24 protein-coding genes are annotated in these 24769 nt (G+C 38.9%); 5 read left to right on the top strand and 19 right to left on the bottom strand.

The window, feature by feature from the left end; translation table 11 throughout:
* Positions 1-21: 21 nt before the first annotated feature.
* A complete protein-coding gene (locus QYB95_RS07600; protein WP_301137704.1) occupies positions 22-273 on the bottom strand; it encodes a hypothetical protein in 252 nt (83 codons plus the stop codon).
* Between the two features lie 173 nt (positions 274-446).
* Here QYB95_RS07600 and tatC point away from each other — a divergent pair, with 173 nt between their 5' ends.
* From tatC to tatA, 3 genes are all read left to right on the top strand, one after another.
* Positions 447-1187, top strand: a complete 741-nt coding sequence (gene tatC / locus QYB95_RS07595) for a twin-arginine translocase subunit TatC (RefSeq protein ID WP_301137702.1) — start codon at positions 447-449, stop codon at positions 1185-1187.
* A gap of 26 nt (positions 1188-1213) precedes the next feature.
* A complete protein-coding gene (locus QYB95_RS07590; RefSeq protein WP_301137701.1) occupies positions 1214-1441 on the top strand; it encodes a twin-arginine translocase TatA/TatE family subunit in 228 nt (75 codons plus the stop codon).
* A 128-nt stretch (positions 1442-1569) separates the two neighbouring features.
* Positions 1570-1752 (top strand): twin-arginine translocase TatA/TatE family subunit, encoded by a 183-nt coding sequence (tatA, locus tag QYB95_RS07585; RefSeq protein ID WP_301137700.1) that lies wholly within the window; start codon positions 1570-1572, stop codon positions 1750-1752.
* Positions 1753-1800: 48 nt separating this feature from the next.
* Here tatA and QYB95_RS07580 read toward each other — a convergent pair whose 3' ends face one another.
* Together QYB95_RS07580 and mce are read right to left on the bottom strand one after the other, a co-directional pair.
* A complete protein-coding gene (locus QYB95_RS07580; protein ID WP_301137698.1) occupies positions 1801-3348 on the bottom strand; it encodes an acyl-CoA carboxylase subunit beta in 1548 nt (515 codons plus the stop codon).
* Positions 3349-3351: 3 nt separating this feature from the next.
* Positions 3352-3765, bottom strand: a complete 414-nt coding sequence (mce, locus tag QYB95_RS07575; protein ID WP_301137883.1) for a methylmalonyl-CoA epimerase — start codon at positions 3763-3765, stop codon at positions 3352-3354.
* Positions 3766-3889: 124 nt separating this feature from the next.
* On the opposite strand from mce, the gene prli42 reads away from it, so the two are divergent.
* Positions 3890-3982 carry a stressosome-associated protein Prli42 gene (prli42, locus tag QYB95_RS07570; RefSeq protein ID WP_156967325.1) on the top strand — a complete coding sequence of 31 codons (93 nt, stop codon included), beginning with the start codon at positions 3890-3892 and terminating at the stop codon, positions 3980-3982.
* Between the two features lie 16 nt (positions 3983-3998).
* Here the strand turns inward: prli42 and QYB95_RS07565 are convergent, their stop codons facing one another.
* From QYB95_RS07565 to QYB95_RS07520, 10 genes are all read right to left on the bottom strand, one after another.
* On the bottom strand, positions 3999-5009 hold the full coding sequence (locus QYB95_RS07565; RefSeq protein ID WP_301137697.1) for an aromatic acid exporter family protein: 1011 nt from the start codon (positions 5007-5009) through the stop codon (positions 3999-4001).
* A gap of 222 nt (positions 5010-5231) precedes the next feature.
* Positions 5232-5672 (bottom strand): BrxA/BrxB family bacilliredoxin, encoded by a 441-nt coding sequence (locus QYB95_RS07560; protein ID WP_301137696.1) that lies wholly within the window; start codon positions 5670-5672, stop codon positions 5232-5234.
* Positions 5673-5726: 54 nt separating this feature from the next.
* Complete coding sequence (meaB, locus tag QYB95_RS07555; RefSeq protein WP_301137695.1) at positions 5727-6821, bottom strand: methylmalonyl Co-A mutase-associated GTPase MeaB; 1095 nt, start codon at positions 6819-6821, stop codon at positions 5727-5729.
* Positions 6821-8971, bottom strand: coding sequence for a methylmalonyl-CoA mutase (gene scpA / locus QYB95_RS07550; protein WP_301137694.1), 2151 nt, complete (start codon positions 8969-8971; stop codon positions 6821-6823). The genes meaB and scpA overlap by 1 nt, the downstream gene beginning before the upstream one ends.
* A complete protein-coding gene (locus QYB95_RS07545; protein WP_301137693.1) occupies positions 8968-10662 on the bottom strand; it encodes a methylmalonyl-CoA mutase family protein in 1695 nt (564 codons plus the stop codon). The genes scpA and QYB95_RS07545 overlap by 4 nt, the downstream gene beginning before the upstream one ends.
* 215 nt (positions 10663-10877) lie before the next feature.
* Positions 10878-12185 carry a dihydrolipoamide acetyltransferase family protein gene (locus tag QYB95_RS07540; RefSeq protein ID WP_301137692.1) on the bottom strand — a complete coding sequence of 436 codons (1308 nt, stop codon included), beginning with the start codon at positions 12183-12185 and terminating at the stop codon, positions 10878-10880.
* A gap of 14 nt (positions 12186-12199) precedes the next feature.
* On the bottom strand, positions 12200-13183 hold the full coding sequence (locus QYB95_RS07535; RefSeq protein WP_301137691.1) for an alpha-ketoacid dehydrogenase subunit beta: 984 nt from the start codon (positions 13181-13183) through the stop codon (positions 12200-12202).
* Positions 13183-14133: a thiamine pyrophosphate-dependent dehydrogenase E1 component subunit alpha gene (locus tag QYB95_RS07530; RefSeq protein ID WP_301137882.1), complete on the bottom strand. Its 951-nt coding sequence runs from the start codon at positions 14131-14133 to the stop codon at positions 13183-13185. Before QYB95_RS07530 ends, QYB95_RS07535 begins: the two co-directional genes overlap by 1 nt.
* Positions 14134-14304: 171 nt before the next feature.
* Complete coding sequence (lpdA, locus tag QYB95_RS07525; RefSeq protein WP_301137690.1) at positions 14305-15723, bottom strand: dihydrolipoyl dehydrogenase; 1419 nt, start codon at positions 15721-15723, stop codon at positions 14305-14307.
* A 75-nt stretch (positions 15724-15798) separates the two neighbouring features.
* Complete coding sequence (locus QYB95_RS07520; RefSeq protein ID WP_301137689.1) at positions 15799-16893, bottom strand: Leu/Phe/Val dehydrogenase; 1095 nt, start codon at positions 16891-16893, stop codon at positions 15799-15801.
* 283 nt (positions 16894-17176) lie between these two features.
* Between QYB95_RS07520 and QYB95_RS07515 the strand changes: the two genes are divergently transcribed.
* Complete coding sequence (locus QYB95_RS07515; protein WP_301137688.1) at positions 17177-17407, top strand: DUF2627 domain-containing protein; 231 nt, start codon at positions 17177-17179, stop codon at positions 17405-17407.
* A 78-nt stretch (positions 17408-17485) separates the two neighbouring features.
* On the opposite strand, the gene QYB95_RS07510 is transcribed toward QYB95_RS07515, so the two are convergent.
* From QYB95_RS07510 to QYB95_RS07485, 6 genes are all read right to left on the bottom strand, one after another.
* Positions 17486-18214, bottom strand: a complete 729-nt coding sequence (locus tag QYB95_RS07510; RefSeq protein WP_301137686.1) for a glycerophosphodiester phosphodiesterase — start codon at positions 18212-18214, stop codon at positions 17486-17488.
* Positions 18215-19786 carry a flagellar assembly protein A gene (locus QYB95_RS07505; protein WP_301137685.1) on the bottom strand — a complete coding sequence of 524 codons (1572 nt, stop codon included), beginning with the start codon at positions 19784-19786 and terminating at the stop codon, positions 18215-18217.
* 129 nt (positions 19787-19915) lie between these two features.
* Positions 19916-20272 carry a phage holin gene (locus QYB95_RS07500; protein WP_301137684.1) on the bottom strand — a complete coding sequence of 119 codons (357 nt, stop codon included), beginning with the start codon at positions 20270-20272 and terminating at the stop codon, positions 19916-19918.
* A gap of 231 nt (positions 20273-20503) precedes the next feature.
* Entirely contained in the window at positions 20504-21202 is a 699-nt protein-coding gene (locus QYB95_RS07495; protein ID WP_301137683.1) for a S1 family peptidase, read from the bottom strand.
* Positions 21203-21533: 331 nt separating this feature from the next.
* Positions 21534-22427 (bottom strand): SDR family oxidoreductase, encoded by an 894-nt coding sequence (locus QYB95_RS07490; RefSeq protein WP_301137682.1) that lies wholly within the window; start codon positions 22425-22427, stop codon positions 21534-21536.
* A 1226-nt stretch (positions 22428-23653) separates the two neighbouring features.
* Positions 23654-24757 carry a threonine synthase gene (locus QYB95_RS07485; protein ID WP_301137880.1) on the bottom strand — a complete coding sequence of 368 codons (1104 nt, stop codon included), beginning with the start codon at positions 24755-24757 and terminating at the stop codon, positions 23654-23656.
* Between the last annotated feature and the right edge of the window lie 12 nt (positions 24758-24769).

Raw genomic sequence — 24769 nt, 5'->3', positions numbered from 1 at the left:
ATAGCTCCTCCAATAAAAGTACTAAATTGCTCCTAAAGTGTAAAAAATTGATAATACTAATGACATAGAGACTGAACTAACTATGAATGCTAGATGATTTCTACCAATCCAGCAAGCTAGTATTATAGCTAATCCCAAACCTGAACCAAAAAGAGAAAATGTCTTTACATCTCCAAAAAAGTAATCAAGTGTTAAGGCATACCCACTAAAAAGCAGTAATCCTGCTAACATCTGTATAATTTGGATTAACTCGTCACGGTTATATTCTGTCAAGTTTTAATCCTCCCCCTTATGCACCTTAATCTTAAAGTACTAATCTATTTACTTTTCGTTTCAAGTGTGTATAATTTACATGGCTCCTTGAAACTATTTTATTCTATAACAAAAAACAAACTAAAATCAAATTTTTATTTTAATATTGTATTTTTCGAATGGGTGATGAAAGTATGGAGGAAAAAGAATATACATTAGTAGAACACTTGGAAGAGTTACGCAAACGCCTTATAATGATTTGTATAATTTTCGTTATTACGTTATTGCTAGGCTTCTTTTTCGCACCTGATATTTTACAGTTTTTAAAATCTCAGGATGCTGCAAAACAGGTTGATTGGAATGTATTTGGTTATACTGATGGCATTTCCATCTATGTTAAGTGTGCACTTTTAGTAGCAATTTGTTTCACATTACCTGTAGGGATGCATCAGCTTTGGCAATTTACAAAACCAGGTCTAACTAATAGTGAAGCAACAAGTGCTGGGATATTTATTCCAATTGCGTTTATCCTGTTTATAATTGGTGTTTCTTTTAGTTACTTCATTTTATTTCCATTAATGCTAAATTTCATGTCGAATATAAATGAATCAATCGGTGCAACTGAAACTTATGGGATACAACAATACTTTACATTAATGTTTAATCTATTAATTCCTGTAGGCCTTGTATTTGAACTACCAGTTATAATCTTGCTTTTAACAAAGTTAGGAATTGTCACTCCAGTTCGTTTACGAAAAATGAGAAAAGTTTCATACTTTATCTTAATTATAGTTGGTGTTATGATTTCTCCACCTGATTTTGTTTCTGATTTCTTAATTATTATTCCTTTGTTGCTTTTATTTGAAATAAGTATTATAGTTTCGGAGAAAACTTATAAAAAGCAATTAAACAATGCTGATGAAGTTACTAACTGAGCATTAACCAATATAAGGGGGTTCTTATGTTACAATCAATCGGAGTACCAGGATTAGTTATTATCCTAGTAATTGCATTAATATTATTCGGGCCATCTAAACTGCCACAATTGGGTAAAGCCGTTGGACAAACATTAAAAGAATTCAAAAATTCTACAAAAGATGTTGTAGATGATGTAACTGGTGAGTTCAAGGAAGTTAAAAAAGAATTTACATTAGTCGATAACAAGAAAGAAGAGGTTGTAAAAAAATAATTCCTAACTATCACGTTAAGAAATTTGTCATCTCTAGATAAAAGTGGAACTTTTTAGTGCAATGTTATCTAGAGGAGATTAATAGGAATTTATTTACAGTGCAGTTTTTCAATTTGGAGGAAATAATTATGCTTAACTCAATCGGGATTCCAGGCTTAATCATTATTTTAGTGATAATTTTAATCATTTTTGGTCCTTCTAAACTACCTAGACTAGGACGCTCTATTGGTGAATCTATGAAAAACTTCAAAGATTCTACTAAAGGGGTTTTAGAAGACGAAGAAGACAATATTAAAGAAGAAAAGATATAATACAAAAGAGTTGTCCAAAAGTAATTTTGGAACAACTCTTTTTCTTTTCTATAACGGGATATTCCCATGTTTTTTTGAAGGCCTTGTTTCCTCTTTATTTGAAAGCATATCAAGTGCCTGAATTAATTTAATGCGTGTTTCACGTGGGTCAATGACATCATCTACCATTCCTCGGGAAGCAGCTACATATGGATTAGCAAATTTTTCTTTGTATTCTTCGATTTTTGCAGCACGCGTTGCTTCCGGATCCGCTGATTTGGCAATCTCATTTGCAAAGATAATATTCGCGGCACCAGCAGCACCCATAACGGCGATTTCAGCATTTGGCCAAGCAAATACTAAATCTGCGCCAATTGCTTTTGAGTTTAATGCCACATATGCCCCACCATATGCTTTACGCAAAATAACTGTAATCTTCGGAACTGTTGCTTCCGAATAAGCATATAGAATTTTTGCACCATGTCGAATAATTCCACCATGCTCTTGTTTTACACCCGGGAAGAAACCAGAAACATCCTCAAATGTAATGATTGGAATATTGAAGGAATCACATGTTCTGATAAATCGGGAGGCTTTGTCCGATGAATCAATATCCAGACCGCCTGCAAGTGCCTTAGGCTGGTTACAAACTAATCCAACAGATTCACCCGCAATTCGAGCAAAACCTACTACAATATTCCTGGCAAATTCAGAATGCACTTCCAAAAATGACCCATCATCCACCACTTGTTCTACTACTCTACGAACATCGTATGGTTTAGTAGGTTCGATTGGTACATAATCGATGATATCGGGGCGGTAATCATCTGTTTGCGGTCTTTCCAGCTTTGGTGTCTTTTCTTTATAGCTTTGAGGCAGGTAGCTTAGCAATCTGCGAATCTGTTCAATAGATTCCTCTTCAGAAGGAGCACGGAAATGTGCATTACCGCTAATCGTGTTATGCACCTTTGAACCACCTAGATCCTCGGAGGAGATTTTCTCACCCGTTACTGTTTCGATTACTTTTGGTCCAGTAATGAACATTTGCGAGGTTTTATCAACCATTAATATAAAGTCAGTAATTGCAGGTGAATAAACAGCTCCTCCTGCACATGGTCCCATAATTACCGAAATTTGCGGAATTACGCCTGAATAGATTGAATTGCGGTAAAAGATATGACCATATCCATCCAATGAAAGTACTCCTTCTTGAATACGAGCCCCGCCTGAATCATTAATCCCGATGAAAGGTGTTCCATTTTTCGCAGCCAAATCCATTACAGCGGCAATTTTCATGGCATGCATTTCTCCAAGTGCACCGCCAAATACGGTAAAGTCTTGTGCAAATAGATAGACATTTCGTCCATTAACTTTCCCGAAGCCTGTCACTACCCCATCACCAGGTCCAATTTGCTTGTCCATTCCAAAATCTGTTGTTCTATGAGTAATAAAAGGGTTGATCTCCACAAAGGTACCTTCATCAAGCAATAAATCAATACGTTCCCGAGCTGTCAGTTTCCCTTTTTCATGTTGTTTTTCAATTCGTAGGTCTCCCCCTCCAAGCTCGATTTCACGCTTTCGGTCATACATTTCATTTATCTTTTCAAACATATCCATCGCTCATTTATCCCCTTTTCCACTTTTGTCGCAAAGCTCATATAAAACACCAAAAGAATCCTTTGGATGCAGGAAGGCTACTTCCGCTCCCCCTGCCCCCGGACTTGGCTCTTCCGAGAGAATACGCACCCCTTTACCGCGCAATTCTTGCATCCTCTCTCGAATTCCAGTTACGCCAAAAGCTACATGCTGAATCCCTTCGCCGCGTTTTTCAATATGTTTATAGATTGCACTTTCCTCACTCATTGGCTCCAGTAGTTCTAGTTTCACATTTCCGGCATCTATAAAAGCTACTCGAACCTGTTGTGAAGGAACTTCTTCAATTTTCAGTAATTTCAATCCAAGTGTTTCCGTATAATATGTAACTTGTTCACCCAAGTTTTTAACAGCAATCCCAATATGATCCACCTTCTCCATCATAGCACCCCTTCTGTTATAGTACATATATATTTTAACTAATTTGAAAACTATTCGCTACGTACTTGTGTTATTTTCTAAATTTGTTAAACTTAAAATTAAGAAACAAAGGAGAGAAACGCTTATGAGTAATAAAAAATTTCAGAAAATCGTTGTATATAGCATGATAGCAATTATGGTAATCTCTACTTTAGCATTTGGACTATCATTCTTCTAAATCCTGCCATTAGCGATTACACTTTTTCTGTAATCGCCTTCTTTTTTTCCTTCTTCTTAAATCCTTTGAAAGATTGTTTGATCACCAAATACTCATCCATCTCTTCAATGAATTGATAAAGGGATGCCATAGCGAGGAATTTTTGATGCGTTTCTGGTAAAGGCATTTTTGCAAATTCCTTTTTAACCCTTTCTAATTTCTCCCTAAAGCTTTTGGCTGTATTTCCCGAATGGACATTTTCCGCCAAATCCTCCATAAAATCCGCTACCAGTTCCGCTTGTTGTACCATAACAGGCAGGGTTGTAATTTTTGGAAGTACTCGCTCAATAATTTCAAATTGTTTCTCCCGCATATCAAAATAAAGATAGAATTCATTTTGCTTACGGGTCAAATGGTTCTCAACATCCTTGAAGGCTAGAGACTTTGCCTTATTCAACAGGTTTTCGGCTTCAATAATTTCTTTTCCATCCCAGGAAGTATCTCCATTACGCAAATATTTTACGATTTCCGAGAATATTGACCGGTAAATAGCTTCCAGCTCGTCAATGTAACGCTCCAGGTCCTTTTGATAATCACCCATATACATATTCACTGCCAAGGCGGTTCCAAATCCGATTGCCATTAAAGCTAGCTCATTTAGAAATAATCCAACTGTAAAATTTGCCTCGGAATATAAATGCATAATAATCACAACACTTGATATAAAGCCTGCTGATACATTGATGGAGACGATTGTCGGAATAAATATGAGGATCATAATTCCGAGTACAATCGGATTGTAGCCAAATGTTTCAAATAAAAGATAGGCAAATGCCATACCTACCAAACTAGCGACAAATCTTGTATATACTGCATGCACTGACTTCTTTTTCGTAGTTTGAATACAAAGTATCGTCAAGATGGCTGCAGAGGATGCAAAATCCAACTTAAAATAACTCGCGATGGCGATGGCAATTGTTGCACCTACAGCTGTTTTAATCGTTCGATAGCCGATTTTGTACCTTTTAATATCGACTTCCTCCTTCAAGCTTCGCGACTGAAAATTGCGACAAAATAAATCATTAGAAAACTAGGCTGATTGCCAATATATAAGCGATCAGCCTTAGTTTATCAACGCTGACAAGGAAGTTTCACCCTTCTTATCTGCAGATATGTCCTTAAAACTATTGTTTAAAGGAATTTTTGGACGTAGGTTAGCATTTATCTCCCAACCAACAGTTCCAGAAAAATTTGTGAAAGAAATTAATAATTATACTTCTTCACAGTATTCTTCAAAGTTGCCTTGAAGATTTGTAACAACAGACATTGGGTCGTGTCCTTCGATTTCATGACGACCGATATCGGCTACTACTTTACCGTCTTTTAACAAAACGAACGCTGGTGATGATGGAATATGATTATCCCCAAATAAATGGCGTGCAGCTGCTGTTGCCTCTTTATCTTGTCCTGCAAATACTGTTACCAAGTGATCTGGACGTTTATCATAATGAATAGCGTTAGCAGCAGCTGGACGTGCAATGCCTCCAGCACAGCCACATACAGAGTTCACCATTACTAGTGTAGTTCCAGGACGTGCGAATGCTTCCTCAACTTCTTCGGGAGTTTTAAGCTGTTCATAGCCTGCTCCTTCAATTTCTGCACGTGCTGTTCTTTTAATTTCTTCCATAAATAAATCGTAATCCATATTCATGATTTATCGCTCCTCTCAACTATACATTTTAACATAAAGACGGCCATTTGCAGATTATCTTGCTTCTTTTGGAAACAACTTTGAAACCCCTTGTGTTACAGTAATTTCTCCGCGCAGTATGGCTTCTTCAATTGACTTTACTTGAATTCTACGATCAGTATTTTGGAAAAACGTATCTATTAATGTATCGCGGATCATAGAATGATACCACTCTTTTGTCTGTTTGAGACGTCTGGATTCCCATACTAAAGTTTCCTTGCTGGTTTGTTCAAACTGGCAAATCATCTCCCAAACATCGGTAATACCTGTCTTTTCAATTGAGGATACTGGCAATGCCTTACTCATCCATCCTGGTGTTGCCGGCTGCAGAAAGTGGAGGATTTGCATATATTCCCGTACAGTCTTTCTCGCCTTTTGTACATTATCTCCATCACTTTTGTGAACAACGACACCATCAGCAAGTTCCATAATGCCTTTTTTCATTCCTTGTAATTCGTCACCTGCACCTGTTAACACTAATAATAGGAAAAAATCAACCATCCCGCGTACATATGTCTCGCTTTGGCCAACTCCGACTGTTTCGATCAGAATGACATCATACCCCGCTGCTTCGCAAAGAAGCATGGTTTCCCTGGATTTCTTATGCACTCCGCCCAAGGTACCCGCATTTGGAGAGGGTCGTACAAAAGCACTTTTGTTGCGGCTCAATTCTTCCATTCGGGTTTTGTCTCCCAGTATACTCCCCCCGGAAAGGGTGGAACTTGGATCGATCGCCAAGACTGCAACCTTTTTCCCCATATTGCAAAGCATTGTTCCAAAGGCTTCAATAAAAGAACTTTTTCCAGCGCCCGGGACACCTGTTATTCCTATCCGAATACTCCCGCCTGTATATGGAAGAAGCTCTTGCAGCAGCATTTGAGCTTGTTCTTTGTGTTCATTATTCGAACTTTCAATGAGCGTGATAGCTTTTGACAGGGATGTTCGTTGTCCACTTAGGACTTCACCTGCCAATTTTGGAATGTCTATTGCACCCTGGCTGGTTTTCTTGAATCTTTTTGGCTTGATGGCCATCCCATCATGACCACCCTTCACTCCGTTCCTTACACTTAAAGCGCCTCTGTCTTCCTGCAAGTTTTTGTTGCGCTCCATTAACCTTGCACTTCCTCGTAGCCTAAACGTCGATAAATTTCTTCGATGATCTTTATGGCGGATACCGGGATAACCGTTCCTGGCCCAAAGATTGCTACTGCACCGGCATCGTATATAAATTGGTAATCTTGTGCCGGAATAACGCCCCCAACAATGACGATAATATCTTGTCGTCCAAGTTTTTTGAGTTCCTCGATTAGTTCAGGTACTAATGTTTTATGTCCGGCCGCAAGGGAAGAAACGCCCACACAATGTACATCATTTTCAACAGCCATTTGTGCTGCTTCCTCAGGTGTCATAAATAATGGCGATATATCTACATCAAAGCCTAAATCCGCATAACCTGTCGCTACTACTTTTGCTCCGCGATCATGACCATCCTGCCCCATTTTTGCGACAAGGATTCGCGGACGGCGGCCTTCGTTTTCCAGGAATTCATCCGTCATTTGCTTAACTTCCCGAATTAATTCATCATCTGAGAAATTGGAAGAATACACACCGGAAATCGAACGGATAACCGCCTTGTGGCGACCCGATACTTGTTCAATGGCATCTGAAATTTCACCAAGGGAAGCGCGTGCACGGGCCGCATCGACTGCAACTGCCAAAAGGTTTTCTTCACCTGTTTGTGCAGCATGGGTTAGGCGGGCTAGATGTTTTTGGACTTCCTCTTCATTTCGTTCCGCTTTAAGCTTTTCCAATCGTTCAATTTGTTTTTGGCGAACAATGGAATTATCAATATCCAAAATATCAATTGGTTCTTCCACATCCAACAAATATTTATTGACTCCTACTATTGTTTCCGTTTTAGAATCAATTTTTGCTTGGCGCTTTGCTGCCGATTCTTCGACTTTCATTTTCGGCAAGCCTGTTTCAATCGCTTTAGCCATGCCGCCAAGTCCTTCGATTTCTTCAATCAATGTCCAAGCTTTTTCAATTAGTTCATCTGTTAATTTCTCGACATAATAAGAGCCGCCCCATGGGTCAATAACTTTCGTCATTCCTGTTTCTTCCTGCAGGAATAGTTGTGTATTACGGGCAATACGGGCAGAGAAATCTGTTGGCAGAGCAATTGCTTCATCAAGTGCATTGGTATGGAGAGATTGCGTATGCCCCATGGCTGCTGCGTTTGCCTCAACCAATGTTCTTGTCACATTATTAAATGGATCTTGTTCAGTCAAAGACCACCCCGAAGTTTGCGAATGGGTACGTAAAGCCAAGGACTTCGGATTTTTCGGGTTAAATGTGCTCATCATCTGTGCCCAGATCCGTCGAGCTGCCCTCATCTTCGCGACTTCCATATAATAATTCATCCCAATCGCCCAGAAAAACGATAAACGCGGTGCAAATGAATCAATATCTATTCCCGCTTTTAAGCCAGTACGTACGTATTCAAGTCCATCAGCTAGTGTGTATGCTAGTTCAATGTCGTTTGTGGCACCTGCTTCTTGAATATGGTATCCGGAAATAGAAATGGAATTGAATTTTGGCATGAACTTGCTTGTGTATTCAAAGATATCAGCAATAATTTTCATGGACATTTCCGGCGGGTAGATATACGTATTACGAACCATATATTCTTTTAATATATCGTTTTGAATCGTGCCGGCAAGTTGCTCCGGGGCAACGCCTTGTTCTTCGGCTGCTACAATATAAAAGGCCATGATAGGCAATACTGCACCGTTCATTGTCATTGACACAGACATTTGATCCAGAGGAATGCCATCAAACAGTATTTTCATGTCTTCTATCGAATCAATTGCTACGCCCGCTTTCCCTACGTCCCCTTTTACTCGGGGATGTGTCGAGTCATATCCACGGTGTGTAGCTAGATCAAATGCGACTGATAACCCTTTTTGACCCATCGCTAAATTACGGCGGTAGAATGCATTCGATTCCTCTGCCGTCGAAAACCCTGCATATTGGCGAACGGTCCATGGACGGGCAACATACATTGTCGGATACGGCCCACGTGTATTTGGTGCAACACCTGAAACGTCATTTAGATGCTTGAGATGATGGATATCCTCCCTATTGTAGAATGCATTGGCCTCGATGCCCTCATTGGTCATAAAGTTGCCTTTAGATTGCAGGTTTTCATTTTCCAAAATATCTTTTATATGAATGGATTCGAAATGTGGTTTACTCATTGTTGTACCCCCTTCAAGCTTTCAAGAACTTCTGTTAGCTTCTCAACAATATTTTGACCTGCATATATAAAGCCGTTCAAACCTTTTTCTAGCCATTCTTCTTGCTCCTGTTTATACTTGCCGGCAACATCCACTAATATGCCTTTTGGTTGAAGCTCAAGAATTGAAGGTAGTAACAGTTTTGTATCCTCATCTTTTGCAGCAATTACCACATAATCGTAGTTTGCTTGTTCCATCCAATCTTTTGCAGCTTCTATGTTAGTAATTTCGCCTGATTTTTCCGGCACGATTCCGACGGTAGCAAAAAATCCATCAACAAAATCTGCACGAGGTTTGAAATCTTTTAGTTTTCCATAAGTCAAGATGGCAATTCTCGGTTTGAATTCTTTATAGTTCACCCGTAATTTTTCAAATGGAATCGCTAATCGCTTAATCTGGGCAAATTGAGGATTTGTCTCTGCTGGTACTTCGTCTGCTGGGTTTGCATAAATATTTGTTCCAATAAGTGAATCTTTTCTTGTTTGTACTGCATCAAGTCTACTTTCGAATAGTCGGTCCAATCTTGCTTGTAGTTGACCGGATTGGGTATATGCATCAATACCCCCAGCCTTTTCGATTTCCAGGAATAGCTCCCAAGCTTTTTCTGCATAGTCGGCTGTTAAGGTTTCGATAAAATATGATCCTCCCGATGCATCAAGAACGTTTTCAACAAACGATTCTTCTTTTAATACCAATGAAACATTGCGGGCGATTCTGATCGATTTTTCTGTTGGCTTTGTTAAGCAATCATGTGGATGAACAGTGAAATAATCCGCTCCGCCGATCAGGGCAGCAAATGCTTCGTTTCCTGCACGTAATAGGTTTACATATGGGTCTGCTTTTGTATAGCTGCGCAAAGAGGTTTCCGCCATCACTGGAATTGCAGCAGGCTTATCAACTTTATAGGCTTTTGAAAACGCTTTCCACAATACTTTGAAGGCACGGAGTTTTGCAATTTCCAGGAAGAACTGTGTATCAATGGCAAAGCTGACAAAGGATTTGGAGATCATTTTCTCATAGCTTCCCTCTTGCTCTGCATATTTGGCTGCCAATGCAAGGGAAATGGCCAATTCTTCTATGACACTCGCCCCGTCATGATGATAAGGAATGGTATTTATCGAAATAGATCTTACATTCTCAAAATTACTCAACATATTTCCTTGATGCGAAATAATAAAACCTTTTACGGATGGTGCATTGATTTTATTAAAAACATTCAAGATTGGGTCTTTCTCATTTTCTATAAAAAGTTTAAACGTATTTTCAGCTAAGTATTTCGCTAATAGCGTTAAATTTTCCTCATCCCATTTAAAAGGAACTCGGCTGTGGATTGTTACACAATCGTTTCCTCTTTCCACACTTTCTTGTAGCAATGTGAAGAACTGTGATGAGGTCTCACCGTAAACTTGTTGTGAAATTTTAAAGCCGGCGCTGTCCTTTAACGACCTGATAGTCGAAATTTGCTTTTCTAAATTATCCCCTAGTTTGTCCATCAACATTTCTTGTGTATACAGGGGTTCAAGTGTGACCCCTTCAATTGTTTCTGTAAATAATGATTGGAAGGGCTTCCCCTTTAATGCTTTTATTGCTTGTTCTTTCCACTCATCATAACTAGCTGATGGAAATTGAATATTCTTCATTTGAATTGACATATTCTCGCTAAAAAGCTTCCCCCTTTACCTATAATCCCATTTTAATAAACTGCAGGATTCTCCCATTAATATCCCGCCATTTGAACAAGTAGTTCGTTGAGCGTAGTCAACTCCACCAACTTTTGTTCATTTTATAATTCAATTCTACATTAGAAAAGCTTTCCATTAAAGTACAAAAATAAAAGAAGCCTTAATGGACAAGGCTTCTTTTACTTTTAATACACGGACATCGTGTCTTTATTTACATTTTCGAGAATATCTTTTACTCTTTTCAGAAACTTCCCGCAAACAAGCCCGTCTAATATTCTATGGTCAAGAGATAAGCATAAGTTTACCATATCACGTGCAGCAAACATCCCACCGTCCATAATTACGGGCCTTTTTACGATTGACTCGACTTGTATAATCGCAGCTTGTGGATAATTAATGATTCCCATTGATTGTACAGATCCAAATGACCCCGTATTGTTAACTGTAAATGTTCCGCCTTGCATATGCTCTGAACGCAGCTTTCCGCCTCTGACAATTGTAGATAGCTCATGAATCTCTTTTGCAATGCCTTTTATGGATTTTTCATCAGCATGTTTGATTACAGGAACAAATAGGGCATCTTCCGTAGCCACTGCAATGGAAATATTAATGTCCTTCTTTTGAATAATTTTGTCATCCGCCCAAACTGAGTTCATCATCGGGAACTCTTTTAGTGCTCTTGAAATCGCTTTGATAAAGAAGGCGAAATAAGTTATGTTGAATCCTTCTTTAGCCTTGAAATCATTTTTGATGGCATCGCGGTAAGCTACAAGGTTCGTTACATCCACTTCCATCATCATCCAGGCATGGGGCACTTCTTGTGCACTCCGCACCATATTCTTGGCAATAGCTTTGCGTACTGATGAAACGGGAATTTCAATATCATGGACAGCACTTTCAAATGCAGCAGCTTTGTCTTGAACCACTGTTGTCTTTTCTTCTGGTAGTTGTACAGGCTTTACGCTAGATAAAGATTCTGTTTGCGGTATTTGGCCAGTTTCAATGAGTTTGTGAAGGTCTTTTCTAGTAATGCGACCTTCCAAACCTGTACCCTCTACTAGTTGCAAGTCGATATTATGTTCTTCGGCCAGACGTAAAACAGCTGGTGAATAGCGTTTTTTTGATGAAGAACTAGAAGCAGTTTTAGCCGGTTCCGCCTTTTCTGTTTGAACCTGATTAGTTGCACTTATACTGTCTGAACTGACACTAGAATTTGACGGCTGGGTAGCTGGGGTATCCTCAGTCGCTTCACCTGCTACTTCAACTGAACAAATGATTGTGCCAACCTGTAATGCTTCGCCCTCTTTTGCAATTAGTTCTTTTATCGTTCCAGTAAAGGAGGAAGGGATTTCTGCATTTACTTTGTCGGTTACCACTTCCGCAATCGGGTCATATTTGTTGACCTTGTCGCCAGGCGTTACCAACCATTTTTCAATTGTCCCCTCGGTCACACTTTCTCCCAGCTGTGGCATTAAAATATTTTCAATAGACATCTAATATCCCCCTTCTAGAACGCCGCCAAGCTTCGCATTGCTTGTTCTATTTTTTCAGGATTAATCATGAAATATTTTTCCATTGTCGGTGCGTATGGCATAGCAGGAACATCCGGACCAGCCAGGCGCTTAATCGGTGCATCCAAGTCAAATAAGCAGTGTTCTGCGATAATCGCTGCAACTTCACTCATAATGCTGCCTTCTTTATTATCTTCCGTAACTAATAATACTTTCCCTGTCTTACTTGCTGCTTCAATAATTGATTCTTTATCTAATGGGTAAACTGTTCGTAGATCCAAGATATGAGCCTGAATCCCATCGTCTGCAAGTCGCTCCGCTGCCTGGATAGCAAAATTTACTGCCAAGCCATAGGTAATTACCGTAATATCATCGCCTTCTCGTTTTACTTCGGCTTTACCAATAGGCAGTACATAGTCATCTGCAGGTACTTCACCTTTTATTAATCGATAGGCACGTTTATGTTCAAAGAATAATACGGGATCTTCGTCTCGAATAGCCGCCTTCAATAAGCCTTTAGCGTCATATGGTGAAGAAGGAATTACAATCTTTAAGCCAGGTGTACCGGCAAATAATGCTTCCACGGATTGGGAATGGTAAAGTGCACCGTGGATTCCCCCGCCAAAAGGAGCACGGATAACAATTGGACAATGCCAATCATTGTTTGAACGATAGCGAATTTTTGCAGCCTCTGACACAATTTGATTTACGGCTGGCATAATAAAGTCGGCAAATTGCATTTCGGCAATAGGACGCATTCCAACCATCGCTGCACCGATTGCTACGCCCGCTATCGCACTTTCTGCTAATGGTGTATCAAGTACACGAGATTCTCCAAATTGATCATATAGGCCGGCAGTTGCCTTAAATACGCCACCTTTGAGGCCGACATCTTCCCCTAGGATAAAGACATTTTCGTCTCTTTCCATTTCTTCCTTCATTGCCAGTTGAATCGCTTCAATATAAGAAATCACTGCCATCAGCCCTCTTCTCCTTCCTCGTACACATATTTCAGTGCATGCTCTGGAGTTGCGTAAGGAGCATTCTCCGCATAGTTCGTGGCCTCATTAACGACAGCCATCACTTTTTCATTGAGTTGTGTAAAATCGTCTACTGTTGCCGTATTCGACTCTATTAAATAAGTTTCAAATAACTTAATCGGGTCTTTGGCTCTACCTTCGGCAATATCCTCAGCCGTACGATATTGTCTATCATCATCATCTGATGAATGCGCTGTCAGACGGTAAGTAACCGTTTCAATCAAACTTGGCCCTTCTCCTCGTCTTGCCCGATCTGCAGCCTCTTTTACTACACGGTAAACTTCCAATGGATTTTTGCCATCCACCGTAACACCCGGCATTCCATAGCCGATTGCTCGATCGGATACTTTTGCACAGCCTAATTGTTTTTCAATGGGCACAGAAATCGCATATTGATTGTTTTCAACCATAATAATGACCGGCAACTTATGAACACCTGCAAAATTAGCCCCTTCATGAAAATCTCCTTGATTCGTAGAGCCTTCACCTAGAGTAACAAATGCCAAATAATCTTGTTTTCTCATTTTGCCTGCAAGTGCTACGCCAACTGCATGGGGTATTTGAGTCGCAACAGGAGATGAACCCGTTAAAATACGATTTGTTTTCTGTCCGAAGTGTCCGGGCATTTGACGTCCACCAGAATTCGGATCCTCGGCTTTTGCAAACGCTGATAGCATCAGGTCTCTTGCCGTCATTCCAAAATGTAGTACTACTCCCATATCTCGATAATATGGAGCGATATAATCCTTAGTCTCGTCAAGTGCGAATGCCGCTCCTACTTGTGCAGCTTCTTGACCTTGACAAGATATGACAAACGGTATTTTACCAGCACGATTAAGCAGCCACATTCTTTCGTCGAGGCGTCTTGCCATTAACATCGTCTCATACATTTTGAGCACATCTTTATCAGATAGCCCTAATTGCTGATGTTGATTTTTTGCTTCTCCCACATAAACATCCCCTTTCAATAAAGTGGAAAGCTTCATCTCATTACCATTAATCCATATAATTTAGTTGGTACCAATTACCTTCTTAGTCTCGAACATCTATTAATCTATTTTTTAAAAGTGTATTGCTCTTCCTTCTACGGCTAGAGCTGCTTCCCCCATTATCTCACTTAATGAAGGGTGGGGGTGAATGGTTTGGCCGATTTCCCAAGCAGTAGTGTCCAATAACTTCCCTAATGCAGCTTCTGAAATAAGATCTGTTACATGGGGTCCTATCATGTGAACACCTAATAGATCGTTAGTTTCTTTATCTGCTATAATTTTAACAAATCCTTCTGCATCCCCGTAAACCAAAGCTTTACCAATTCCTTTAAACGGGAATTTACCAACTTTGATATCGAACCCATTTGTTTTTGCTTGTTCTTCCGTCAACCCAATACTAGCAGCTTCCGGATAGCTATATATACAGCGGGCAACATTTGTATAGTCGATCGGTTTCTTTTCGCCACTCGCAATATGTTCAACAGCTGCAATGCCTTCGTGTGAAGCGATATGTGCAAGTTGCATACCCCCGATCACATCACCGATCGCGTAAATATGCTTTTCTTTTGTTTGATATACATCATTTACTTTGATGAAATGTGATTCAGTCTCAATCTCGGTATTTTCTAATCCAATTCCATCGATATTACCGATGCGACCCACTGCCAGTAACAGCTTCTCCGCAAAATAAGATTGATGCTCCCCTTTTATGTTGGCAGAAATCTTGATTCCATCCCCCACTTCAATGGAATCGGACAGCAATTCAGCATTTTTTATTATTTCAACACCTCTTTTTACAAGGTGTTTTTCCATTTCATTCGACACTTCTTGATCTTCACCTGGAAGAATTCGATTGCCATATTCCAAAACCGATACTTTCACCCCAAAGTCTGCTAACATTGAAGCCCATTCAATCCCAATGACTCCTCCGCCAACAATGATGATGGAACTAGGCAACGCTTCTAATTCTAAAGCATGATCAGATGAAAGAATTGTTTGTCCGTCAACATTGATCCCATCTAAATTTCTAGGTCTTGAGCCAGTTGCTAAAATTACATTTTTCGGAAGCAGCATTTCATTTTCCTGCCCTTCCATTTCCACTGAAATCGTTCCCGGCATCGGCGAAAAAATGGATGGCCCCAGAATTCTGCCCGTACCATGATAAACATCGATTTTCCCCTTTTTAATCAATGCTTTCACACCGTTATGAAGTTGCTCAACTATGCCAGTCTTTCTATTTTGGACTGCCGTAAAATTCAGTTTCACTTCAGGCGCTTCAATACCAAAGGCATGAGCATTAGCTGTTTGTCGGTAAACTTCGGCGCTTCGCAGCAAAGCTTTACTTGGGATGCACCCTTTATGAAGACAAGTACCGCCCAACTGCTCCTTTTCTACAATTGCCGTTTTAAGACCTAGCTGTGATGCTCTTATCGCGGCTACATAGCCTCCTGTTCCACCACCCAGAATAACTAAATCATATTCTTGAGCCAAATAAATCCCTCCTACCCAAATGGGGAAGCAAAGAAACTCTTCACTCCCCGTAGATACTTTCAAATAAATATAAAATTATCTTCCGTTTAAGATATTTTTTCCATTCTTTAAAAATTGTGAACGCGATCTTGACATACGTTCAATCCGTTCTTCGGCAAGACGGTTCGCTGCTAGATATGTCGGTATATTATCGCGCTTAGAAATCTCGAATATTTTTTCAATACTGTCGTAAATTGTTTCTACACGTTTCATAGCACGTTCTCTATTATAACCGTATAATTCATCTGCAACATTAATAACGCCTCCAGCATTGATTACGTAATCCGGTGCATAAACGATGCCCATTTCATGAATGATATCGCCATGCCTCGAATCTTTAAGCTGGTTATTTGCAGAACCTGCAATCACTCTTGCCTTTAATAGTGGAATCGTTTCATCATTGATGATTGCTCCCAAGGCACAAGGAGAAAAAATATCAACTTCTTGTTGATAGATTTCGTTAGGCTCGACCGCTATCGCATTGAAATCATTGACAACTCTATCAATTGCCTTCTGATTGATATCAGTAACCACCAATTTAGCGCCTTCTTTATATAAGTATTCACATAAGGTATACGCCACATTTCCAAGTCCTTGCACAGCTATTGTCCGGCCTTGTAAGCTATCACTGCCAAATGCTTCTTTAGCAGCAGCTTTCATTCCAAGGTATACGCCATAAGCGGTAATCGGGGATGGGTTGCCTGATGAACCGAATGTTGGTGAGATTCCAGTTACATAATCCGTTTCTTCATGGATTAAATCCATGTCGGAAACAGTTGTCCCAACATCTTCTGCTGTAATATATCGCCCATTCAGCCCTTGAATAAAACGACCCAGCGCACGAAACATCTCTTCATTTTTGTCTTTGAAAGGATCTCCGATAATAACAGTTTTTCCACCACCAAGGTTCAAACCTGCAGCTGCATTTTTATAAGTCATTCCTCGAGCCAGACGGAGTGCATCTTCAATTGCTTGCTCTTCTGTTGCATACGTCCACATTCTGCAACCACCTAATGCAGGACCAAGTGTTGTATCATGAATAGCAATTACGGCTTTCAAACCAGAAGTTTTATCTTGGCAGAAAACAACTTGTTCATAATCGTACTTCTCTAGATATTTGAAAATTTCCATAACATTCCCTCCAATTAAGTAAGCGTTTTCTTTCTCGAATATTACTTTATTTCGTTAAAAATGTACTGAACTGCTAAAATCATACTGGTACTTCCAAAAATTTTATAACCTAATCTAAACATACTTTTTATTCCGGAATTAGGCAATAATAAATGCCAAAATTGTTATATTAAGAATTTTTCGAACTATCAAAAAACATTATTCTATTTTATGTAAAAAGCTAGTGTTTCTTGACTTTCAGCCTGTCCATTGTACAATTAATGTTATAGTGAGGTGTTAAGACATGGCAAGAATGTTAGCGTTTATCATTATGTTAATTCCCGCATTGATGGCTGGCGCAGGAATTAAATTTATGAGAGATACATTATTCGGCAAATTAATTTCACCGTTTCCCTGGTTATGGCTACAATTCAGTATCGGGATCATTTTCTTGGTCGTTGGGCTTGGATTTTTTGCTGGGTTTTTAATCCATCGAGATCGTAAAAACGGAAAAATTCCGCCAAAGGTTCAATAAAAAAGAAATTTATACTTTATTCCGACATAAAAAAGACGCTCAACTTGAGGATAACCAAATTCCTTCTAAATTGAACGTCTATTTTAATTTTCTTTTTGCTGCCTTTGCTACAATATCCGGAAAATCTGTTATCCAACCAATAACAGATGGATCTGGATCGGCTAGATATGGTTCCTTTCCTGTAATGCCATAGTACCGAAGTCCCTTTCCCGCCTCAAGGCCTGCCTTTAAATATGGCGGTTTATAATATCTTCTATGGGCATGGAGTGCATCTATATGGGATAGTTTTGATAACTCCTGCCAATTGAATTTCTTAGTTACAATGATAGCCGTTTGAAAATCCGGTCTTTGCATTTTCACTACTCTCATCAATTCGTCATGAAATGAAGAAAAATGACTGCCCCTTGGCAATTCCAATCTTTGCAGACAATCTGTAATTGCCTTATGCTTATCAAGCAATGTTTCCTTCAACTCGATATTTAAGGGCATATTGTAGTAATTGGCCCATTCCACGACTTTCTGTAAAGTGGGGATCCGTTCTTTTGAGAAGCGCCGAAAAAAGTGTTTGCCCAGCGGGAAATTCAATAACTCTTTTAAAGTGCATTCATTGATTCTCTTCCTTACGCCAGTCAAGCGAAACAAATCTGAATCATGGAACACAACCAACTGGTTATCCTTCGTACATTGTACATCCAATTCTATACCATCTACGCCAAGAATCCTGGCTTTTTCAAAGGCCTTAAATGTATTTTCCAAAGCATAGCCAGATGCTCCCCTGTGGGCATAGATTGGGATTCTACTTAACATTTATACATTCAACTCTCCATATTCTATAATAAACTTCCCCTGTTTACTTTTGTTAAGTAAAGAGGATTTCTTGCCAATCCTAATAAAGGTACCCGGATGGGCCTCTTTCGTAACATTAATTTCTTCTTTTCCGATATTTTTGATAGCGTGCATTAACTGCTGGATTTCTTTATCAATCCGGTCACAGTGCATTTTCTTCTTTTCCAATTCTTGTTGCAAAATCTTTAAGCTTTGAAGTTGCTGTCGATTCAGCTTGCTAATATGTTTATTTGCCTCATTTACTTTTATCGTTAATTCATAAGTTTCTTCACGCGTACTCTTTAAGAGGGCTGCTTTCTCCTGAATTTTGTCATACGTTTCCTGTTTACCTAAGCTTTCGATTATCAATTCTGTTCGCCTTTCTAATCTGTTCCCTGAAAAAGCCGTGATAATCGAATTCTTGGCAACTGCCTTACCTCCTATAATCTTGCCATTTCTTTCATCCAATAGAATGGAATCTGACACTAAATAGGAACCTAACGAATAAAATCCGATCACGATTTCATTTTGTGCAAATAGTTTTGCATCGTTTACATGTTTTACAAAAATGCTTCCTCCTGCCTCAACCTCTGTATCGCCGAGGCCAAAGAGGCCATTTTTTATAAAAATATCCCCCTTTTCTGATTTGAGAAGCTTGGCACCCGTTATTCCTTCTGGACTTTCGATCGAGATATCCCCGGTTGCTCTCACAGAAAACCCGCTATTTACTGTTCCACGTATCGAGACGGAGCCATCAAATTGTATGTTCCCTGTAGCAGTTCCTACATCCCCATCAATTATTAAATGGTTTGTAACCGTCAGTAGTCCTTGGAGGTTTTCAACTGCCCCAGTTTTTGAGGCGTATAGAATAATTTTTCCATTTTCTTGTACTTCTTTTGCAGCCTGTGGGTCATATTGAAGAGGTACATCTTCACCAAAAGGTGCAGGCACATTGTCGCCGAAAATATTTACCCCTTCGATTCCTGGTTGAGGAGGAATTTTTTCACCCAGCCAGTCCCCTTCTTTAATCTCAAAAATAAAGTTCATTTCAAAATAATCTGCTTTTCCATCCTCATGAATGACTGGTTTTCTTTCCGGAATCTCTAGATACTTAACAATAGCATCCGCACCTTTTACAGGCTGTGTACCTTCAGCAATGCAGTAGGACTTTCCGGTAATGAGTGCAGGAATTTCAATTTCTTTAATACCATGCTTAATTTGATTTTTGGATAGTAATTCCTCTAAATTTTGAAGGATGGTATGTTGATTATTCTTTACGTTTTCAGTCGTTTCATTGACCGAGATATTGGCTGACATTTTGTCTTTAGATATTTCTAACTCAATGACTGGGAGCCATTGACCAATTTCAACCTGTTGCAGAGATTCTGCTTCCAATGTTTTTTTTAATAACGCAAAATTAGTTAATCGAATCCGTGGGTACTTTCTTAAAACTTCATCAAAGTCCTTCAACTTAAAATTAGGCTGGATGGTATATAAAAATACTTTATTGTTCTCTTCTATAAGTTTTACATAGTTATTGGAAAATATAATCATCGTAAGACACCCCACTCCCATGTCCTAGTATAAATAAAATTTTCCAGTTTGTTTAGAGCATTATCCTGAATCAGCAAAATAATGACTTTCGATACACACTCCATTTTTTTAATGTTATTTTGCCGGCGTTTATTTTAATTTTTCATGATTTGCTTCTTCTTGTTGTTCCACTTCTGTTTTCATTTCTTGCTTTGCTTCTCCTGCTTTTTTCACGCTTGCTTCATCTTTATCTGTTTCTTTTCTTGGCCTTGAATAATCCATCGCTTGGGAACTATCCTGAACTCCGTCTGTTGTCGGATCAATAACAATACCAAAAAGGGCTAGTATGAGGAAAATCGTTTCTAATAATTGCTGTATCTTTGTACTAATTAAAGTGATATCCATACTAAATAATGATGCAACATGATTGGCCAATAAAACGAATGCTGAAATGATTGCCACCCAAAATTGTCTATGTCTAATACGAACTTTCCAATTTATTTTCATGATCTGTTCCTCTTTCGCTAAAAGTATAGGAGCTCTTGTTTCTATACTATTTTCCAGTTTGATAGAGAATAGAAGTAACTGCCTACTCAAATGCAAAAAACATATCTATTGACGTGATTTGGGTGTGCTTTGTGGGTTGGGGATTAAAAAAAGCACCCTCATTAATTGGATTTTTATAACCCAATAAATAATAGTGCAAATAATTTATTAAACTATCTATTAATATCTTGTTTACAATGAATTTGACGATCTTACACTGTTCACTACCGTATTTATAGGGATGGCATAGCCAATGCCGAGGTTCAAATTTCTTTGCATTTGTTTCATCAAGACCTGAATAAATTTAACAAGATTTGTCCCACCAATTACCTCCATTTCTTTTGGTGTTGCCTGTTGGACTTCGGTCAAAATATAAGATAACCCTCCGTGCTTTGCATTCACTATTCCAACTAATTCGCCCTTCGCATTAAATAACGGTCCACCTGAATTACCATGGTTGATAGATGAATCAATCCTGATTAATTCAAATCCATTCAATGGTTCAAATCCAGCAATATTGGCTGAAAGGGCAGTTATTTTTTTTATATTCAAAGGGAATCCAACGACAAATGCTTCCTGCCCAATTTCCACCGACGAAGAATCGCCTATTTTAACCCCTTTACCAAGAGATTTATCAACTTCTAGAATTGCAATATCTTTATTGGGATCATTAAAAACAATTTTACATTCTTTCGCACTATCTTCACCTGAAAACCTGGCAACATTTATAAGATCAGGCTTAATACAGTGGGAACAAGTGATGATTCTAGTGCCATCACCGATTAATACCCCCGACCCTGAGGACAGAATTTTTTTATCTTCCGCATTATTGAGAACACAGATATTTACCACCGACCCTTTTATCCTGTCAAACTGTTTTGAAAAGTCCATTCCTAATCCTCCTAAAAATTATCGTCTCCTCTTTTCTAGGTATTATATGAAAAAATGTAACCAGCGGTTTTCCTCTCCAAAAAGATTGATAGCCACGTTAATTATCTTTTGGACTTAAAAAAAGCAGCTTTGAAATAGATAAATAAAACAAAAAAAATCACCTCGGTATATTTATTTCGAGGTGATTTAAACACTAACTACGGCGTTTTAAATTATCAATGCTAAAGCTATTTGTCCATCTTCTTTTACTTGTTGCCATACCGTGATAAAAGAGGAGTAGAAAGCGCTCTGAATTCGAGTAAGGTGTTTTTATTTTGACTCACACTTAAGATTATAAGTCGATCGGCTCGCCACCGGTCACCCCATAAATCTGCCCCGTGATATAACTCCCTTCATCGGATGCTAGAAGAACATACACAGGCGCAAGTTCTACAGGCTGTCCCGCACGGCCAAGTGGAGTGTTTTGGCCAAACTCTGGGATTTGCCCTTCCAATTGTCCATTATCCAACTGCAATGGTGTCCAAATTGGTCCTGGCGCAACCCCATTGACACGCACCCCCTTGGAAGCAAAGTATGAGGAAAGGTTTATCATAAAGTTGCTTATAGAACCTTTTGTAGCGGCATAATCCATTAAAGATGTGGACGGATTGAAAGATTGCACGGATGTGGTAGTAATAATCGCACTTCCTGGTTCCAGATGTTCTTCGGCAGCTTTTACGGTCTCAAACATGCTGATGATGTTTACTTTGAAGGTATCCTGCACTTGACTCATTGTTAAATCACCCAGGGTTGGCTGTGCGATTTGCTGCGCAGCATTCAATACTAGCGTGTCCAATCCGCCAAAAGCTTCCACAGTTTTTGTAACAATTTCCGTCGCTGTGCCATCTTCCCGCAAGTCATACGGTAGCAGCAATGCTTTTCTGCCTGCTTTTTCAATTAGTTCTTTGACTTCGTTCGCATCTTCTTCTTCACCAGGGAAGAATTGGATCGCCACATTTGCACCTTCGCGGGCATAGGCAATGGCGGCGGCACGGCCAATTCCGGAATCGCCACCGGTAATCAAGGCATTGCGCCCTTCCAGGCGATTGTATCCTTTATATGACTCTTCTCCGCAGTCAGGTTTAGGGCTCATTTCACTCTGCAGCGCTGGAGTGTCCTGCTCTTGATCCGGGAATTTTTGTGTATAAAATTTCTTACGTGGATCGGTTAGATGTGGGTTTTTCATCAAAGTCATCTCCTATCTTGTTTAATATTTAAAGCCATGAATAAAAAATTCACTAAGACTTTAAACATTCACAGATTAATCTCTGGTACATTTTTTACCCTGTGCGCATTACTTTAAACTGCTCCCGATTTTTTACACTTTTCAAATCCATAAATTAATAAGAACTACTGTGATTATCACCCTTACCAAAACCATGCAGATAGCTCCAAGCAGGTCTTATTCGGTTGTATAGCAAAAAACACTTTCCTCGTACAAGGAAAGCGCAAGATTGCAGAAAATCGTAATTTAACTAAAGCCCCTGTTGAAATATAAATTCACTAAAACTATTATTCTTTAATTTTAAACTGAGCCCCAAGAACATATTCACCTTCGTTTACATCGAAGGAGTTTATTATCCGAGTTTTCCTTCTATTATTTGATAATCCAAATGTTCTAGCGCTACAAATGCTTTCTTATTGAATGTGTTTCAACAATATGCCCCTTGAATGGAAAAAGACACATTTCTTATAGAAATGTGCCCGACTGTTGAATAATCTATTGCATAATGCTTTCAGATAGTTAATAATTCATATTTTTTAAACTTCTTATCTATAATCGTCACAGCCTAACTATTGGTAACTAAAACAGGCACCAATATGTAATGGATTTTATTAACATACAGTAACTTTCCCTAGCTTAGGTTTGTACTGTACTATCTTATATTAGAGCTTGTCAGCATTATTAATAATCATAAAACAAAGTTTACATTGCTTAATTACCTGGTAAAATATGTTACAAGTGGGATTGCCCAGGATATAACACAGACAAAAACTAGTATGACAACTAGATCAAAAAAGGAGAATGCAAAGAATGTAAATCCTGTAAAAAGTATTGAAAGAGCTAAACTCCACAGTACCTTTTTTTTAATAGTAACCACCGTTTGCAAAATAATAAAAACAAATACAATTAGTATCGGCCACCAATAGATGATGGAATTTACCAACATGAAAAAACCCCTTTTAATCTATTATATAGTACATAGAATAGATAATTACCAAAATATGGATTTACTTTTGTAAGGATTTTTATAACACTTCCCTATTAGTTCCAGGACATACTTATTACAGAGATTCTCACCCACCCTATATTTGCCCACTTTGATACTAATGTACATCATCTCAGTTTTTTTGCATTACTTTTTATTTAGACATTAATACATCAACTCTTATTTTTATAGTAGCTATGATTTATTTTGATTTAATACCTGCTCCACAAAGTGGTATGATTATTTTTTCTTCTGTTGCCATTTTATACTTGATGTAGCCAGCATAGTTTACTGCTGATGTCACTTCCACATAAAATCCTTTGTCACTTAGTTCAGTTCGTGCACTCAGAATCTCATCTTCTTCAATATCAATAAATGTGCCATTGGTATTCCGTACAGCTTCTAAAATTTGTTGAGAACGCGCTGGTGCAGCAATGGCTATCCCTTCCGCTAAAGTACCTTTATTCGTCACAGGTTGTGCTGTTTCCTCCCCGGTTTCGTAAGCTTTTACAAGAGGTGCACAGTTTACCGCTTGAATGGCAACGATTTTCGGCATTTTATCAATTAATCCATTTTCAAATAACTCTTTAAAGCCATAATATGCACCCAGGAGAAGCGTACCGTTTCCAACGGGAACAATTAAAGCATCAGGAGCACCATTTAATTGTTCATAAATTTCATAGGCATATGTTTTCGTTCCTTCATAAAAATAAGGGTTATACACATGACTTGCGTAAAAAACTTTTTCTTCGTCTACTGCTTTTTGTGCCGCAGCTGCAATGTCCTCTCGTGTACCACGAATTGCTTTAATCGTTGCTCCATGGGCTTTTATTTGAGCAATCTTTTTCGGTGAAGTTTCATCGCTTAGATATATATCACAGGCAATATTACAACGTGCTGCATAAGCTGCAATCGCGGTTCCTGCATTACCACTACTATCAGCAATTACTTTCGATACCCCCAATTCTTTTGCCTTTGTCATTAAAACAGCAGCTCCGCGGTCTTTAAAGGATAATGTAGGCATCATATAATCAACTTTTACATACGTATTTGGCTCCATAGGATCTAGAACGATTAAAGGTGACTGCCCTTCACCCATCGTCACGGATTGCCATGTCTTAGAATCTTTTGCGAAAGGCATGGTTTCAAAATAGCGCCATATGGAGTTAGGATAGTTATTCCATGCAGAAATATCAACTTTTGGGGTATCTTTTACTATGTTTAATACTCCGCCACAATCACATTTCCATAGAGTTGGTGTAATATCATGCTTTTTGCCACAACTGTTACAAACAAATTGGTTCATCATTTATCATTC

The sequence above is a fragment of the Ureibacillus aquaedulcis genome (assembly GCF_030418165.1).
In the GTDB taxonomy this organism is placed as follows: Bacteria; Bacillota; Bacilli; order Bacillales_A; family Planococcaceae; genus Ureibacillus; species Ureibacillus aquaedulcis.
This window is presented reverse-complemented; position numbering and strand designations above follow the sequence as displayed.

Bases quoted from the DNA above. Each gene is read 5' to 3' on its own strand.
- tatA (WP_301137700.1), top strand. From the start codon at position 1,570: ATGCTTAACTCAATCGGGATTCCAGGCTTAATCATTATTTTAGTGATA.
- prli42 (WP_156967325.1), top strand. From the start codon at position 3,890: ATGAGTAATAAAAAATTTCAGAAAATCGTTGTATATAGCATGATAGCA.
- QYB95_RS07515 (WP_301137688.1), top strand. From the start codon at position 17,177: ATGGCAAGAATGTTAGCGTTTATCATTATGTTAATTCCCGCATTGATG.
- QYB95_RS07540 (WP_301137692.1), bottom strand. From the start codon at position 12,185: ATGTCTATTGAAAATATTTTAATGCCACAGCTGGGAGAAAGTGTGACC.
- meaB (WP_301137695.1), bottom strand. From the start codon at position 6,821: ATGGAGCGCAACAAAAACTTGCAGGAAGACAGAGGCGCTTTAAGTGTA.
- QYB95_RS07485 (WP_301137880.1), bottom strand. From the start codon at position 24,757: ATGAACCAATTTGTTTGTAACAGTTGTGGCAAAAAGCATGATATTACA.
- QYB95_RS07545 (WP_301137693.1), bottom strand. From the start codon at position 10,662: ATGTCAATTCAAATGAAGAATATTCAATTTCCATCAGCTAGTTATGAT.
- QYB95_RS07580 (WP_301137698.1), bottom strand. From the start codon at position 3,348: ATGGATATGTTTGAAAAGATAAATGAAATGTATGACCGAAAGCGTGAA.
- QYB95_RS07500 (WP_301137684.1), bottom strand. From the start codon at position 20,272: ATGAAAATAAATTGGAAAGTTCGTATTAGACATAGACAATTTTGGGTG.
- QYB95_RS07510 (WP_301137686.1), bottom strand. From the start codon at position 18,214: ATGTTAAGTAGAATCCCAATCTATGCCCACAGGGGAGCATCTGGCTAT.
- QYB95_RS07535 (WP_301137691.1), bottom strand. From the start codon at position 13,183: ATGGCAGTGATTTCTTATATTGAAGCGATTCAACTGGCAATGAAGGAA.
- QYB95_RS07560 (WP_301137696.1), bottom strand. From the start codon at position 5,672: ATGAATATGGATTACGATTTATTTATGGAAGAAATTAAAAGAACAGCA.
- tatC (WP_301137702.1), top strand. From the start codon at position 447: ATGGAGGAAAAAGAATATACATTAGTAGAACACTTGGAAGAGTTACGC.
- QYB95_RS07520 (WP_301137689.1), bottom strand. From the start codon at position 16,893: ATGGAAATTTTCAAATATCTAGAGAAGTACGATTATGAACAAGTTGTT.
- QYB95_RS07495 (WP_301137683.1), bottom strand. From the start codon at position 21,202: ATGGACTTTTCAAAACAGTTTGACAGGATAAAAGGGTCGGTGGTAAAT.
- scpA (WP_301137694.1), bottom strand. From the start codon at position 8,971: ATGAGTAAACCACATTTCGAATCCATTCATATAAAAGATATTTTGGAA.
- QYB95_RS07490 (WP_301137682.1), bottom strand. From the start codon at position 22,427: ATGAAAAACCCACATCTAACCGATCCACGTAAGAAATTTTATACACAA.
- QYB95_RS07505 (WP_301137685.1), bottom strand. From the start codon at position 19,786: ATGATTATATTTTCCAATAACTATGTAAAACTTATAGAAGAGAACAAT.
- QYB95_RS07590 (WP_301137701.1), top strand. From the start codon at position 1,214: ATGTTACAATCAATCGGAGTACCAGGATTAGTTATTATCCTAGTAATT.
- QYB95_RS07530 (WP_301137882.1), bottom strand. From the start codon at position 14,133: ATGTATGAGACGATGTTAATGGCAAGACGCCTCGACGAAAGAATGTGG.
- mce (WP_301137883.1), bottom strand. From the start codon at position 3,765: ATGGAGAAGGTGGATCATATTGGGATTGCTGTTAAAAACTTGGGTGAA.